This window comes from Citrobacter sp. Cpo089, from assembly GCF_030332695.1.
In the GTDB taxonomy this organism is placed as follows: Bacteria; Pseudomonadota; Gammaproteobacteria; order Enterobacterales; family Enterobacteriaceae; genus Citrobacter; species Citrobacter portucalensis.
In genome coordinates this window covers 1-13,511 of record NZ_JAOWHJ010000027.1, presented here as the reverse complement: position 1 = coordinate 13,511, position 13,511 = coordinate 1, and the positions used below count along the sequence as shown (strand labels likewise).

The following is a 13,511-nucleotide window of genomic DNA, read 5'->3' as shown; positions in this document are numbered from 1 at the left end:
CCCGGCTGTATGCGCGAGGTTACCGACTGCGGCCTGAGTTTTTTAAGTGACGTAAAATCGTGTTGAGGCCAACGCCCATAATGCGGGCAGTTGCCCGGCATCCAACGCCATTCATGGCCATATCAATGATTTTCTGGTGCGTACCGGGTTGAGAAGCGGTGTAAGTGAACTGCAGTTGCCATGTTTTACGGCAGTGAGAGCAGAGATAGCGCTGATGTCCGGCAGTGCTTTTGCCGTTACGCACCACCCCGTCAGTAGCTGAACAGGAGGGACAGCTGATAGAAACAGAAGCCACTGGAGCACCTCAAAAACACCATCATACACTAAATCAGTAAGTTGGCAGCATCACCGCCTGATCGAGCAGATTATCGAACTCATCGTTATTAACGCCTTTAAAGAAGCTGATAATTTCGCTGGCACCGAAATTAGCCTGTTGCGGTTCATTCTGCTCTAAATATAATTTGAAGCGCACGCGAAATTCTGAGTAACCTTCACACTTAAGCTTGCGGCAAAAGCGCAGTACGGTTGTAGTGGAAACACCCACGGCATCGGCCAGTTCGCGAATGGTCATGTACATGACTTTGTCACGGTTTTTGATGACATAGTTGTAGACCAGCATCTCAAGATTGTTGAGACTGGCGATGGCAGCGTGGGAGAACATACTCACAATGGCAAAACTCACTCATCAGACTTCATCTACAGGGAATAATAACATGCAGCCAAATGACATCACTTTTTTTCAGCGTTTCCAGGATGACATTCTGGCCGGACGCAAGACCATCACTATTCGTGACGAGTCCGAATCACACTTCAAAGCCGGGGACATTTTACGGGTTGGGCGCTTCGAAGATGACGGTTACTTCTGCACGATTGAGGTTGTAGGCACCTCAACCGTCACGCTGGATACGCTGACGGATAAACATGCCCAGCAGGAAAACATGACGCTTGAAGAACTTAAACATGTCATTGCCGAGATTTACCCGGATCAGACGCAATTTTATGTGATTGATTTTAAATGCCTTTGATTTTAATGGTACGCATGTTAGCTGAAATTTAAAATCTAACACTTTGATTTTTAATGATAAATATTTATCTGGTAATTATTTTAGCTAACAGGTGTTCACTGGAACCATTCTCAGTTACGCTAGAGGAGCAATCACGATAGGGTTCGTTTCTCGGGAGTAAGTTATGGTTCAGAAGCCATTAATCGCGCAGGGATATTCGCTGGCAGAGGAAATAGCCAACAGCATCAGTCACGGTATCGGGCTGGTGTTTGGGATTGTCGGATTGGTGTTATTGCTGGTCCAGGCAGTGGATACCAACGCCAGCGCTATGGCGATTACCAGCTATAGCCTGTACGGCGGCAGCATGATCCTGCTGTTCCTCGCCTCAACTTTGTATCACGCGATCCCCCATCAGAGAGCGAAAGTCTGGCTGAAAAAATTCGACCACTGTGCGATTTATCTGCTGATTGCCGGGACTTACACGCCATTTCTGCTGGTGGGGCTTGATTCGCCGCTGGCACGTGGGCTGATGATTGTTATCTGGAGCCTGGCGCTGATCGGTATTTTATTCAAACTAACCATTGCGCACCGGTTTAAGGTTCTGTCACTGGTGACCTACCTGACAATGGGCTGGCTTTCGCTGATTGTGGTGTATCAACTGGCGGTTAAGTTGGCAGCGGGAGGCGTGACGTTGCTGGCTGTTGGTGGTGTGGTGTATTCGCTGGGCGTAATTTTCTACGTCTGTAAGCGTATTCCTTACAACCATGCGATCTGGCACGGCTTTGTGCTGGGCGGCAGCGTTTGCCATTTCCTGGCGATCTATCTGTACGTGGGGCAACACGCATAGATTCAGTGCAACCCCGGGGGCGGCGTAAACGCCTCGCCCGGACTGTATTTTATAGGCCGGACAAGCCAACGCCGCAATCCGGTAGCCTGTGCCGAATTGCCTGATGGCGCTGCGCTTATCAGGCCTACCAATTACTCTTCGTCTAACGAATATGGCAGCGGTACGATATGCAGCGTTTTCGCGTCTTCACGAACGCGGAACACGCTGTCGGCCTCCATGTCGTTATTCATCACAACCTGCACCAGTACCTGACCATCAGCCAGTTGTACTGCGGCGAGTACGGTGCCGGTACGGCGCCAGTTCTCGCCCATTTTCAGCTCCAGGTCTTCACCCGCTTCCGGTACTCGACCGGCGGCACCCGCCAAAGTCCACATGGCGCGTTTGTTGGCTCCGCGGAATTTTGCACGAGCCACCATTTCCTGACCGGTGTAGCAGCCTTTTTTAAAGCTGATCCCGCCCAGAGCCTGCAGATTGGTAGCCTGTGGAATAAACTGTGCACTGTTGGCTGTATCAATAACGGGGATACCCGCTTCGATATCCAGCGCCAGCCACTGCTGGCTGTTATTTAACTCAGCTTCGCCACGCAGCTTTTCAACCAAGGTTTCTGCTGTGGTGGCATTAACGATCAGCAGAAAACGTTCGGCAGGGTGTTCGAACCACAATACCGTGGAGGCACCTTCGGTAATGACCTGCTTATCACTGTTCGGCAATTCGCTAAAGAGATTGGCCAGCGCTGCACGTGCCTGGAATCCCGCTACGCCCAGCAGTACTCGTTCATCGTCCGGGGCAATCACCACCTTCGAGAAGACCGCATATTTTTTCAGCTCGCTGAGCTGCGCATCACGCAGGCTACGGCGCTCAAGCCATGCAAAACCGTCACCCTGGCGGAACAGACGCAGGTTGCTCCACATTTTACCTTTGGCGTCACAATGTGCAGCCAACAGGTGCTGATGCTCGGTCATCTGGCTGACATCCGCCGTGACCTGACCCTGAATATACTTCTCACTGTCGACACCGGTGATGGTGGCGAGCGCCCAGTCATCGAGCGTCATTAGCGTCAGAGGCAAACGCGTTGACGCGAAAGGCTGGCGAGGAGGAAAAGATGTAAAAGCCATAATAATGTCCTGATTTGCTTAACGCAGTGATAATGACTAATGGTAAAAGAGCTATGGCCCATTGCAAGCGGTTTAAACAGGCTATTTGTGCCATATGTTGCGCTTTGCGAGGAGACATCCAAAAATGGTGAATCCTTTGGCTTTATAAGGTTTTATTTAGCGAGCGAGCTTCAGTTTACTGATATTCCCGTAAAAAGAGCGGGAAAAACACGTTACAATAGCGGGATACTTCGTTTTCGCGAGACAGGGAGAAGAACATGGATATTAACAACAAAGCACGTATTCATTGGGCATGCCGCCGCGGTATGCGCGAGCTGGACATCTCGATCATGCCGTTTTTCGAACATGAATATGACAGCTTAAGTGACGAAGAAAAACGTATCTTTATCCGTCTGCTAGAATGTGATGATCCAGATTTATTTAACTGGTTGATGAATCATGGGAAACCAGCTGATGAGCAGCTGGAACAGATGGTGCGACTTATCCAGACACGGAATCGGGAACGTGGTCCAGTGGCAATCTGATTTACGCGTATCATGGCGCGCGCAGTGGCTTTCACTGCTAATTCATGGGCTGGTCGCGGTATTTATTTTATTGATGCCCTGGCCATTGAGTTACACCCCATTATGGCTGGTTTTGCTCTCTCTGGTGGTGTTCGATAGCGTTCGCAGTCAGCGTCGAATCAACGCCTGTCAGGGTGAGATTCGGCTGTTGATGGATGGCCGTCTGCGCTGGCAAGGGCAAGAGTGGTCTATCGTTAGCGCCCCCTGGATGGTTAAAACAGGCATGATGCTGCGTTTGCGATCTGATGCCGGAAAACGTCAACATTTGTGGCTGGCAGCAGACAGTATGGATGATGCAGAGTGGCGGGATTTACGGCGGTTGATGCTGCAAAAGGCGAAGCAAGGGTAACGCATGACACATGCCTGATGGCGCGCAGCTTGAAGGCCTACAGTTAGGTGCGTCATGCTGGCCGGATAAGGCATTTACGCCGTCATCCGGCAAATCGGTTATCAGGACCAGTGTTCGGCCATTTCCCCAAGAATTTGCTCGCACCAGGCCTGAATGCGTTCATCGCTGAGATCGTACTGGTTCGTCTCATCCAGCGCCAGGCCAACAAACAGTTGTCCATCAGCAATGACGGGTTTATCGCTGGTGAATTCGTAGCCTTCTGTGGGCCAGTAGCCGACAAACTTTACACCTTTGGTGAGCAGTTTATCGTGCAGCATACCCAACGCATCCAGGAACCATTCGCCGTATCCCAACTGATCGCCCATACCGTAAAGCGCGACAATCTTGCCTTCCAGGTTGAGGTCGTCCAGTTGCTCCCAGATCGCTTCCCAGTCCTCCTGAATTTCACCGAAATCCCAGGTTGGAATGCCCAAAATGAGCACGTCATATTGCTCCATTAGGGTCGGGGAATCGTCTTTGAGGTTGTGCAGTGTCACCAGTTCGGGACCCAGGATATCGCGGATTTTTTCTGCTGCCATTTCGGTGTAGCAGGTGCTGGAACCGTAAAAAAGACCCATGTTCATGACGTAAACATCTCAATTCTGCTGTAGCGTTGCGGGTAGTGTAACAGAATCGCCGCATTCTCGGCACAATGAGGCATAATGCATCAAAAATGAGAGTGGAATAAGGGGCGCGAGTGGAACAGGATCTGGCGCGCATCGAGCAGTTTCTTGATGCCCTGTGGCTGGAACGAAATCTGGCGGAAAATACATTAAGTGCGTATCGTCGCGATCTGACCATGCTTGTGGAATGGTTACATCACCGCGGCGCTTCGCTTGCGACCGCGCAAAGTGATGATCTGCAAGCCTTGCTGGCTGAGCGGATGGATGGAGGGTATAAAGCCACCAGTTCCGCACGTTTGCTCAGTGCGACGCGACGTTTTTTTCAGCATCTGTACCGCGAAAAATATCGTGAAGAGGACCCCAGCGCCTCGCTTGCATCACCTAAACTTCCGCAGCGCCTGCCTAAAGATCTCAGCGAAGCACAGGTTGAGCGGCTGCTACAAGCGCCGCTTGTTGAGCAACCGCTGGAGCTACGCGACAAAGCCATGCTGGAAGTGTTGTATGCAACGGGCTTGCGCGTGTCTGAACTGGTAGGACTGACGATGAGTGACGTCAGCCTGCGTCAGGGTGTGGTACGGGTGATCGGTAAAGGTAACAAAGAGCGCCTTGTCCCGTTGGGTGAGGAGGCTGTGTACTGGCTGGAAACATACCTGGAGCATGGGCGTCCATGGTTGCTCAACGGCGTATCGATTGATGTGCTGTTTCCTAGTCAGCGGGCGCAACAGATGACCCGTCAGACCTTCTGGCATCGTATCAAACACTATGCTGTGTTGGCGGGAATCGACAGCGAAAAGCTGTCACCGCACGTCCTGCGGCACGCGTTTGCCACGCATCTGCTTAACCATGGCGCAGACCTGCGCGTGGTGCAGATGCTACTGGGGCATAGCGATCTCTCGACAACGCAAATTTATACTCATGTCGCAACGGAGCGCTTGCGGCAACTACATCAACAGCATCACCCGCGAGCGTGAGTGCTGACAGGATAGGATAGGCTATGAAAAAACGTTTTATGATGTTCACCCTGCTGGCGACGGCGTTTTCCGGCATGGTACATGCAGACGACGCGGCAATTCGTCAGTCATTAGCAAAGCTGGGTGTGCAGAGCACCGAGATTCAACCTGCTCCGGTTGCGGGCATGAAAACTGTACTGACCAATAGCGGCGTGCTGTACGTTACCGAAGACGGTAAACATATTATTCAGGGACCGATGTACGACGTGAGCGGCGCAAGTCCGGTGAATGTCACCAACCAACTGCTGATGAAACATCTGAACGCGCTGGAAAAAGAGATGATCATCTACAAAGCGCCGCAGGAAAAACACGTCATTACCGTTTTCACCGACATCACTTGTGGTTACTGCCACAAGCTGCATGAAGAGATGAAAGATTACAATGCGTTGGGGATCACCGTACGTTATCTGGCCTTCCCACGTCAGGGGCTGGACAGTCAGGCTGAGCAGGACATGAAGTCTATCTGGTGTGCTAAGGACAAAAACAAAGCCTTTGACGACGCGATGACAGGCAAGGGCGTGAAAGCGGCGACCTGTGATGTGGATATCGCTAACCACTATGCGCTGGGCGTACAGTTTGGCGTCAGCGGTACACCGGCGATTGTGCTGAGCAATGGCTATGTCGTACCTGGTTATCAGGGCCCGAAAGAGATGAAAGAATTCCTCGACGCACATGCAAAACAGACCAGCGGTAAATAATTCGCGTGAAACAACAGATACAACTTCGTCGGCGTGAGGCCGACGAGACAGCCGAGTTACCTGCCGACTTGCCGCCGCTGCTGCGCCGTTTATACGCCAGTCGCGGTGTGCGCAGCGCGCAGGAACTTGAGCGTAGCGTGAAAGGAATGCTGCCGTGGCAGCATTTAAACGGTGTCGAAAAGGCGGTTGAGATCCTCTACAACGCCTTTCGTGCGGGAACTCGCATCATCGTTGTCGGCGATTTCGATGCCGATGGCGCGACCAGCACGGCGCTAAGCATCCTGGCGATGCGCGCGTTGGGCTGCAGTAACATTGACTACCTGGTGCCAAATCGTTTTGAGGACGGTTATGGTTTAAGCCCGGAAGTCGTTGATCAGGCCCATGCCCGTGGTGCTCAGCTGATTGTTACCGTAGACAACGGCATCTCGTCTCACACGGGTGTCGAACATGCCAGAACGTTGGGGATCCCGGTCGTTGTAACCGATCACCACCTGCCAGGGGATACGCTGCCGGGCGCAGAGGCGATCATCAATCCTAACCTGCACGACTGTGAGTTCCCGTCGAAATCGCTGGCAGGCGTTGGTGTAGCTTTCTATCTGATGCTGGCGCTGCGCACTTTCCTGCGTGACAAAGGCTGGTTTGATGAGCGAGGCATTGCACCGCCGAACCTGGCGGATTTGCTCGATCTGGTTGCGCTTGGCACGGTGGCGGACGTGGTCCCGCTGGATGCCAATAACCGCATTCTGACGTGGCAAGGCTTAAGCCGTATCCGCGCCGGAAAATGCCGCCCAGGTATTAAAGCGCTGCTGGAGATTTCCAATCGCGACCCCCTAAAGCTGGCAGCCAGTGATTTAGGTTTTGCCCTCGGGCCACGGCTGAATGCGGCAGGGCGTCTGGACGATATGTCCGTTGGCGTAGCGCTGTTGTTGTGCGACAACATTGGTGAAGCGCGCGTGCTGGCCAATGAGCTGGACGCACTCAACCAGACGCGCAAAGAAATTGAGCAGGGTATGCAGGCAGAAGCGCTGACCCTGTGTGAAAAGCTGGAACGCAGTAGCGATACGCTACCTGGCGGTCTGGCTATGTATCATCCCGAGTGGCATCAGGGCGTAGTGGGGATTCTGGCATCGCGTATTAAAGAGCGATTCCATCGCCCGGTGATAGCGTTTGCCCCGGCAGGTGACGGTACCCTCAAAGGATCCGGGCGTTCGATTCAGGGGCTGCACATGCGCGATGCGCTGGAGCGCCTGGACACCCTTTATCCGGGCATGATCCTCAAGTTTGGCGGTCACGCCATGGCGGCGGGCTTATCGCTTGAAGAGGCGCAGTTTGAGCGTTTCCAGCAGCGTTTTGGCGAACTGGTAACCGAGTGGTTGGATCCCGCCTTACTGCAAGGTGAAGTGGTGTCGGATGGCCCACTGAACGCGTCGGAGATGACCATGGAGGTCGCACAAATGCTGCGCGATGCCGGACCGTGGGGACAAATGTTCCCGGAACCGCTGTTTGACGGGCATTTCCGTTTGCTCCAGCAGCGTCTGGTCGGTGAGCGTCATCTGAAGGTAATGGTCGAGCCCGTAGGCGGTGGTCCACTGCTGGACGGTATTGCGTTTAATGTCGATACCACCTGCTGGCCGGACAACGGCGTGCGCGAAGTTCAGCTTGCCTACAAACTGGATATTAATGAGTTTCGCGGCAACCGTAGTTTGCAGATTATAATCGACAATATCTGGCCACTTTAGCGTCACTAATCGCTATAAAAAAGGGCGTGGATTAGTTACAATCCCGCTCTTATCACCGCATTTTGACTAGTCCAATAAAAGAAATCAGACAATGTTTGAAATTAATCCGGTAAATAACCGCATTCAGGACCTCACGGAGCGCTCTGACGTTCTTAGGGGGTATCTTTGACTATGATGCCAAGAAAGAGCGTCTGGAAGAAGTAAACGCCGAGCTGGAACAGCCGGACGTATGGAATGAACCCGAACGCGCGCAGGCGCTGGGTAAAGAGCGTTCTTCTCTTGAGGCCATCGTTGATACGCTCGATCAGATGAGCCAGGGCCTGGAAGATGTCTCCGGCCTGTTGGAGCTGGCTGTAGAAGCCGACGACGAAGAAACCTTTAACGAAGCCGTAGCAGAACTCGACACGCTGGAAGATAAGCTGGCCCAGCTGGAATTCCGTCGTATGTTCTCCGGTGAATATGACAGCGCAGATTGCTATCTCGATATTCAGGCAGGTTCTGGCGGTACGGAAGCGCAGGACTGGGCAAGCATGCTGATGCGCATGTATCTGCGTTGGGCTGAAGCGCGCGGCTTTAAGACCGAAATTATTGAAGAATCTGAAGGTGAAGTGGCGGGTATTAAATCCGTGACCATCCGAATTGCTGGCGAATATGCGTACGGTTGGCTGCGTACTGAAACCGGTGTACACCGTCTGGTTCGTAAGAGTCCGTTCGACTCCGGCGGTCGTCGCCATACGTCGTTCAGTTCTGCGTTTGTTTATCCGGAAGTTGACGATGATATTGATATCGATATCAACCCGGCGGACCTGCGTATTGACGTTTACCGTGCCTCCGGTGCGGGTGGTCAGCACGTTAACCGTACGGAATCTGCGGTGCGTATTACCCACATCCCGACCGGGATTGTGACGCAGTGTCAGAACGACCGTTCACAGCACAAGAACAAAGACCAGGCCATGAAGCAGATGAAAGCGAAGCTTTATGAACTGGAAATGCAGAAGAAGAATGCCGAGAAACAGGCGATGGAAGACAATAAGTCAGATATCGGCTGGGGTAGCCAGATTCGTTCTTATGTCCTTGATGACTCCCGCATCAAAGATCTGCGTACCGGGGTTGAAACCCGTAACACGCAGGCGGTGCTGGATGGCAGCCTGGATCAATTTATCGAAGCAAGTTTGAAAGCAGGGTTATGAGGAACCAACATGTCTGAACAACACGTACAGGGCGCTGACGCGGTAGCCGACCTTAACAATGAACTGAAAACGCGCCGTGAGAAGCTGGCGAGCCTGCGTGAGCAGGGGATCCCGTTCCCGAACGATTTCCGTCGCGATCATACCTCAGACCAACTGCATGCTGACTTCGACGCGAAAGAAAACGAAGAGCTGGAAGCGCTGAACATTGAGGTATCCGTTGCTGGCCGTATGATGACCCGTCGTATTATGGGTAAAGCATCATTCGTTACGCTGCAGGACGTTGGCGGCCGCATTCAGCTGTACGTTGCTCGCGATGACCTGCCGGAAGGCGTCTACAACGAGCAGTTCAAAAAATGGGATCTGGGCGATATCCTCGGCGCGAAAGGTAAGTTGTTCAAGACCAAGACCGGTGAGTTGTCTATTCACTGCACCGAATTGCGTCTGCTGACCAAAGCGCTGCGCCCGCTGCCGGACAAATTCCACGGTCTGCAGGATCAGGAAGCGCGCTATCGTCAACGTTACCTGGATCTCATCTCTAACGATGAATCCCGTAATACCTTTAAAGTGCGTTCACAGATTATGGCTGGCATCCGTCAGTTCATGGTTGCTCGTGGCTTTATGGAAGTAGAAACCCCGATGATGCAGGTGATCCCTGGCGGTGCGGCAGCGCGTCCGTTTATCACCCATCATAACGCGTTGGATCTGGACATGTACCTGCGTATCGCGCCGGAACTGTACCTCAAGCGTCTGGTGGTTGGCGGCTTCGAACGCGTATTCGAAATTAACCGTAACTTCCGTAACGAAGGCATCTCTGTTCGCCATAATCCAGAGTTCACCATGATGGAACTCTACATGGCTTATGCGGACTACAAAGATCTGATCGAACTGACCGAATCGCTGTTCCGTACGCTGGCGCAGAACGTTCTGGGAACGACTGAAGTGCCTTATGGTGAAGAAGTCTTCGACTTCGGTAAGCCGTTCGAAAAACTGACCATGCGCGAAGCGATTCAGAAATACCGCCCGGAAACCAACATGGCCGATCTGGATAACTTCGACTCTGCAAAAGCGATTGCTGAATCTATCGGCATCAAAGTTGAGAAGAGCTGGGGTCTGGGCCGTATCGTGACCGAGATCTTTGAAGAAGTTGCGGAAGCGCACCTGATTCAACCGACCTTCATTACCGAGTACCCGGCAGAAGTTTCTCCGCTGGCGCGTCGTAATGATGAAAACCCGGAAATCACTGACCGCTTCGAATTCTTCATCGGCGGACGTGAAATCGGTAACGGTTTCAGCGAGCTGAACGATGCGGAAGATCAGGCGCAGCGTTTCCAGGATCAGGTTAACGCTAAAGATGCGGGCGATGACGAAGCAATGTTCTATGACGAAGACTACGTTACCGCTCTGGAACACGGTCTGCCGCCGACTGCGGGTCTGGGCATTGGTATCGACCGTATGGTTATGCTGTTCACCAACAGCCATACCATCCGCGACGTGATCCTGTTCCCGGCAATGCGCCCGGTTAAGTAAGATGTGAAATGCCGGATGGCGGCTGATGCCTTATCCGGCCTACGTGGAGACGATTCGTAGGCCGGATAAAACGCGTTTGCGTTGCCATCCGGCAATCAATTACGGTTAGCAAACTCGCGCAATAATTCTCGTGCTTTATCATTCGATGCCTGCATTACCATCCACGGGCTAAAAGCCCACGGCGTCGCGTCAATCCCGCTTAAGACATCCTCAAGACTGCTCCACTGGCAATCCATCACTTCATCTGGGTTTAGCTGTAGCTCACTGACGATATGTGCGGCATAAACCGGGCACACTTCGTTTTCCACAATTCCACTCGGGTCTGTAGCGCGATAACGAAAGTCAGCATATACGGGGCTGAGCGAGTCGATGTCTGCACCCAGTTCGAAGCGAGCCCGGCGGACAATAGCGTCTTCGTGGGTTTCACCCAGCTGCGGGTGACCACAGACAGAGTTGGTCCAGATGCCAGGCCAGGCTTTTTTGTGCAGCGAGCGGCGGGTGACCAGCAGTTGGCCCTGCTCGTTAAATATCCAGCACGAGAAAGCGGAATGCAGGGGAGTTGTGGCGGTATGCGCCGCATATTTTTCCAGCGTTCCGCAGGGTTGGTCCTGCTCATTCAATAAAATGACATGTTCCTGTCGCATAGCGTCCACCATCAATCTTAAGCACCCATATTATATGCTTAATTAAGTCAGATTGATTAACAGAGGGTGTGAAATGCCAGGACCGACGGTTCGTTGCGCGATATGATTTGGCATCCGGTTTCTGGCTGCTATGATAAAGCGTCTGAAAATGTTGCGAGGTATTGTTTTGAGTGCAGGACGCCTGAAGAAAAATGGCCTGGGTATCGTGATGTTGCTGTGTGTCGGTCTGCTGTTAGCAGGGTGTTCCGGGAGCAAATCGTCTGATACAGGAAGTTATTCCGGCTCCGTGTATACCGTGAAGCGGGGGGATACGCTATACCGTATTTCGCGCGCTACCGGGACCAGCGTGAAAGAGATCGCCCGCCTGAATAATATTTCACCGCCCTATACCATTGAAGTAGGGCAAAAACTGAAGGTCAGCGGTGGCGCGAAAACCAGTTCTAACTCTGGCAAAACAACCAAGAAATCCTCAACCAAAACGGCAGCGGTCAGACCGTCTTCGTCCGTACCGCAGTCTTCCTGGCCACCAGTAGGGCAACGTTGCTGGCAGTGGCCTGCCAGCGGTAAGGTGATCCTGCCTTATTCAACCGCGGACGGCGGCAATAAGGGCATTGATATCTCAGCTGCGCGCGGTACACCGATTTATGCCGCCGGCGCCGGGAAGGTGGTTTACGTCGGTAATCAGCTGCGGGGCTATGGTAATCTCATCATGATTAAGCACAGTGAGGACTACATCACCGCGTATGCGCATAATGACACCATGCTGGTGAACAACGGTCAAAACGTGAAGGCCGGGCAGAAAATCGCGACGATGGGCAGCTCGGATGCGACTACGGTGCGGCTGCATTTCCAAATCCGCTATCGGGCGACAGCTATCGATCCACTGCGTTATTTGCCGCCGCAGGGCAGTAAGCCAAAATGCTGACGGTGATTTAATCGCCAGTCAGTCGGTTAGTCCCTTGCCAAGAAGAGCGTAAGGTTTATAATCCCTTACGCACTTCGATGCGGGCGTAGTTCAATGGTAGAACGAGAGCTTCCCAAGCTCTATACGAGGGTTCGATTCCCTTCGCCCGCTCCAAAATTCTCTCCCTGTAGTTAATCCTTAAAAACGTTAGATAGCGACACCGGAATCCGGTGGTAGCGTGCCGTTACCTTCACCCAGATTACGTTGTAGCAATACCGTATCAAGCCAGAGTCCATGTTTAAAGCCAATGTTCTTTAGCGTGCCGATTTGCGTAAATCCGGCCTGTTGATGGATCTTCAGCGATCCCTGATTATTGCTGTCGCCCACGATGGCAATCAGTTGCCGATAACCCTGTGCTTCAGCCCAGCCAATCACATGACGCAGTAAGGCTTTTCCTACACCCTGACGCTGAGCCGTTGGAGCAATATAAATCGAATCCTCAAGGGTATAGCGGTAGGCATAACGTTCACGGTAGCGGGTGAGGTAGCAATACCCGATGACCTTATCTTCCTGCAGCGCGACGACCCACGGCAGCCCGAGGCTGCGGATTTTTTCCAGACGAGCAAGCATCTCGTGTGCATCCGGCGGGTCGGTTTCAAAGCTGCCGGTACCGTGAAGAACATGATGTGCATAGATATCGCGTATGGCGTGGATGTGCTCTTCTTCTGCGTTAACGATTTTCATTGTTCAGTCCCTGTTGGCGTCTTTGCCCAGATTACCTGAAAGACTGAGGGGAAGGTAAGTGCAAAAAATTATGCTTCTATCAGTTGCTTGTAATGCAAATAGGCTTGCATATTGTAAGGGGAAATAATTGATTGTGGTTGATATTGTCAATAGTACGCAAGGTTGGGTGATGCTGCCAACTTACTGATTTAGTGTATGATGGTGTTTTTGAGGTGCTCCAGTGGCTTCTGTTTCTATCAGCTGTCCCTCCTGTTCAGCTACTGACGGGGTGGTGCGTAACGGCAAAAGCACTGCCGGACATCAGCGCTATCTCTGCTCTCACTGCCGTAAAACATGGCAACTGCAGTTCACTTACACCGCTTCTCAACCCGGTACGCACCAGAAAATCATTGATATGGCCATGAATGGCGTTGGATGCCGGGCAACTGCCCGCATTATGGGCGTTGGCCTCAACACGATTTTACGTCACTTAAAAAACTCAGGCCGCAGTCGGTAACCTCGCGCATACAGCCGGG

Annotated in this window: 14 protein-coding genes, 1 tRNA gene and 3 pseudogenes; 12 read left to right on the top strand and 6 right to left on the bottom strand. The window is 52.5% G+C overall.

Going from position 1 to position 13,511, the window contains the following annotated elements:
• A pseudogene (locus OGX92_RS03855) lies at positions 1 to 295 on the bottom strand (IS1-like element IS1A family transposase); the annotation flags it as partial.
• A 51-nt stretch (positions 296 to 346) separates the two neighbouring features.
• Positions 347 to 661 (bottom strand): annotated as a pseudogene (locus tag OGX92_RS03850) (MurR/RpiR family transcriptional regulator); the annotation flags it as partial.
• A 52-nt stretch (positions 662 to 713) separates the two neighbouring features.
• Between OGX92_RS03850 and yqfB the strand changes: the two are divergent.
• Both yqfB and trhA read left to right on the top strand, forming a co-directional pair.
• Positions 714 to 1,025, top strand: coding sequence for a N(4)-acetylcytidine aminohydrolase (yqfB, locus tag OGX92_RS03845; RefSeq protein ID WP_048225466.1), 312 nt, complete (start codon positions 714 to 716; stop codon positions 1,023 to 1,025).
• A 163-nt stretch (positions 1,026 to 1,188) separates the two neighbouring features.
• Positions 1,189 to 1,851: a PAQR family membrane homeostasis protein TrhA gene (gene trhA, locus OGX92_RS03840; RefSeq protein ID WP_063940912.1), complete on the top strand. Its 663-nt coding sequence runs from the start codon at positions 1,189 to 1,191 to the stop codon at positions 1,849 to 1,851.
• 131 nt (positions 1,852 to 1,982) lie between these two features.
• Here the strand turns inward: trhA and ygfZ are convergent, their stop codons facing one another.
• Positions 1,983 to 2,966: a tRNA-modifying protein YgfZ gene (gene ygfZ, locus OGX92_RS03835; protein ID WP_126317440.1), complete on the bottom strand. Its 984-nt coding sequence runs from the start codon at positions 2,964 to 2,966 to the stop codon at positions 1,983 to 1,985.
• Positions 2,967 to 3,223: 257 nt separating this feature from the next.
• Here ygfZ and sdhE point away from each other — a divergent pair, with 257 nt between their 5' ends.
• Complete coding sequence (sdhE, locus tag OGX92_RS03830) at positions 3,224 to 3,490, top strand: FAD assembly factor SdhE (RefSeq protein ID WP_003825514.1); 267 nt, start codon at positions 3,224 to 3,226, stop codon at positions 3,488 to 3,490.
• Positions 3,471 to 3,878 (top strand): protein YgfX, encoded by a 408-nt coding sequence (locus tag OGX92_RS03825; protein ID WP_003825515.1) that lies wholly within the window; start codon positions 3,471 to 3,473, stop codon positions 3,876 to 3,878. Before sdhE ends, OGX92_RS03825 begins: the two co-directional genes overlap by 20 nt.
• A 101-nt stretch (positions 3,879 to 3,979) precedes the next feature.
• Here the strand turns inward: OGX92_RS03825 and fldB are convergent, their stop codons facing one another.
• Complete coding sequence (gene fldB / locus OGX92_RS03820) at positions 3,980 to 4,501, bottom strand: flavodoxin FldB (RefSeq protein ID WP_279275506.1); 522 nt, start codon at positions 4,499 to 4,501, stop codon at positions 3,980 to 3,982.
• A 113-nt stretch (positions 4,502 to 4,614) separates the two neighbouring features.
• Between fldB and xerD the strand changes: the two genes are divergently transcribed.
• The 5 genes from xerD (at position 4,615) to lysS (ending at position 10,704) form a co-directional block, all read left to right on the top strand.
• Positions 4,615 to 5,511, top strand: a complete 897-nt coding sequence (xerD, locus tag OGX92_RS03815; RefSeq protein ID WP_286586258.1) for a site-specific tyrosine recombinase XerD — start codon at positions 4,615 to 4,617, stop codon at positions 5,509 to 5,511.
• Positions 5,512 to 5,534: 23 nt separating this feature from the next.
• Complete coding sequence (gene dsbC / locus OGX92_RS03810) at positions 5,535 to 6,248, top strand: bifunctional protein-disulfide isomerase/oxidoreductase DsbC (RefSeq protein WP_003825520.1); 714 nt, start codon at positions 5,535 to 5,537, stop codon at positions 6,246 to 6,248.
• A gap of 5 nt (positions 6,249 to 6,253) precedes the next feature.
• Complete coding sequence (recJ, locus tag OGX92_RS03805) at positions 6,254 to 7,987, top strand: single-stranded-DNA-specific exonuclease RecJ (protein ID WP_286586257.1); 1,734 nt, start codon at positions 6,254 to 6,256, stop codon at positions 7,985 to 7,987.
• A gap of 91 nt (positions 7,988 to 8,078) precedes the next feature.
• Positions 8,079 to 9,177 (top strand): peptide chain release factor 2 gene (prfB, locus tag OGX92_RS03800; protein WP_100194817.1). Its coding sequence is split into 2 segments (ribosomal slippage): positions 8,079 to 8,153 and positions 8,155 to 9,177, totalling 1,098 coding nucleotides; the frame shifts between segments, so codons are not numbered across the junction.
• Positions 9,178 to 9,186: 9 nt separating this feature from the next.
• Entirely contained in the window at positions 9,187 to 10,704 is a 1,518-nt protein-coding gene (lysS, locus tag OGX92_RS03795; RefSeq protein WP_003026911.1) for a lysine--tRNA ligase, read from the top strand.
• 95 nt (positions 10,705 to 10,799) lie between these two features.
• On the opposite strand, the gene idi is transcribed toward lysS, so the two are convergent.
• Positions 10,800 to 11,348, bottom strand: coding sequence for an isopentenyl-diphosphate Delta-isomerase (gene idi, locus OGX92_RS03790; protein WP_286586256.1), 549 nt, complete (start codon positions 11,346 to 11,348; stop codon positions 10,800 to 10,802).
• Positions 11,349 to 11,514: 166 nt separating this feature from the next.
• Between idi and actS the strand changes: the two genes are divergently transcribed.
• Complete coding sequence (actS, locus tag OGX92_RS03785; RefSeq protein ID WP_032945492.1) at positions 11,515 to 12,273, top strand: amidase activator ActS; 759 nt, start codon at positions 11,515 to 11,517, stop codon at positions 12,271 to 12,273.
• 79 nt (positions 12,274 to 12,352) lie between these two features.
• A tRNA-Gly gene (locus tag OGX92_RS03780) sits at positions 12,353 to 12,426 on the top strand.
• 33 nt (positions 12,427 to 12,459) lie between these two features.
• Here the strand turns inward: OGX92_RS03780 and OGX92_RS03775 are convergent.
• Positions 12,460 to 12,996 (bottom strand): GNAT family N-acetyltransferase, encoded by a 537-nt coding sequence (locus tag OGX92_RS03775; protein WP_286586255.1) that lies wholly within the window; start codon positions 12,994 to 12,996, stop codon positions 12,460 to 12,462.
• 220 nt (positions 12,997 to 13,216) lie between these two features.
• Between OGX92_RS03775 and OGX92_RS03770 the strand changes: the two are divergent.
• Positions 13,217 to 13,511: pseudogene (locus OGX92_RS03770) on the top strand (IS1-like element IS1A family transposase); the annotation flags it as partial.

Excerpts from the sequence above, each read along its gene's own strand:
- yqfB (WP_048225466.1), top strand. The coding sequence starts at position 714 with ATGCAGCCAAATGACATCACTTTTTTTCAGCGTTTCCAGGATGACATT.
- trhA (WP_063940912.1), top strand. The coding sequence starts at position 1,189 with ATGGTTCAGAAGCCATTAATCGCGCAGGGATATTCGCTGGCAGAGGAA.
- ygfZ (WP_126317440.1), bottom strand. The coding sequence starts at position 2,966 with ATGGCTTTTACATCTTTTCCTCCTCGCCAGCCTTTCGCGTCAACGCGT.
- sdhE (WP_003825514.1), top strand. The coding sequence starts at position 3,224 with ATGGATATTAACAACAAAGCACGTATTCATTGGGCATGCCGCCGCGGT.
- fldB (WP_279275506.1), bottom strand. The coding sequence starts at position 4,501 with ATGAACATGGGTCTTTTTTACGGTTCCAGCACCTGCTACACCGAAATG.
- dsbC (WP_003825520.1), top strand. The coding sequence starts at position 5,535 with ATGAAAAAACGTTTTATGATGTTCACCCTGCTGGCGACGGCGTTTTCC.
- lysS (WP_003026911.1), top strand. The coding sequence starts at position 9,187 with ATGTCTGAACAACACGTACAGGGCGCTGACGCGGTAGCCGACCTTAAC.
- idi (WP_286586256.1), bottom strand. The coding sequence starts at position 11,348 with ATGCGACAGGAACATGTCATTTTATTGAATGAGCAGGACCAACCCTGC.
- OGX92_RS03775 (WP_286586255.1), bottom strand. The coding sequence starts at position 12,996 with ATGAAAATCGTTAACGCAGAAGAAGAGCACATCCACGCCATACGCGAT.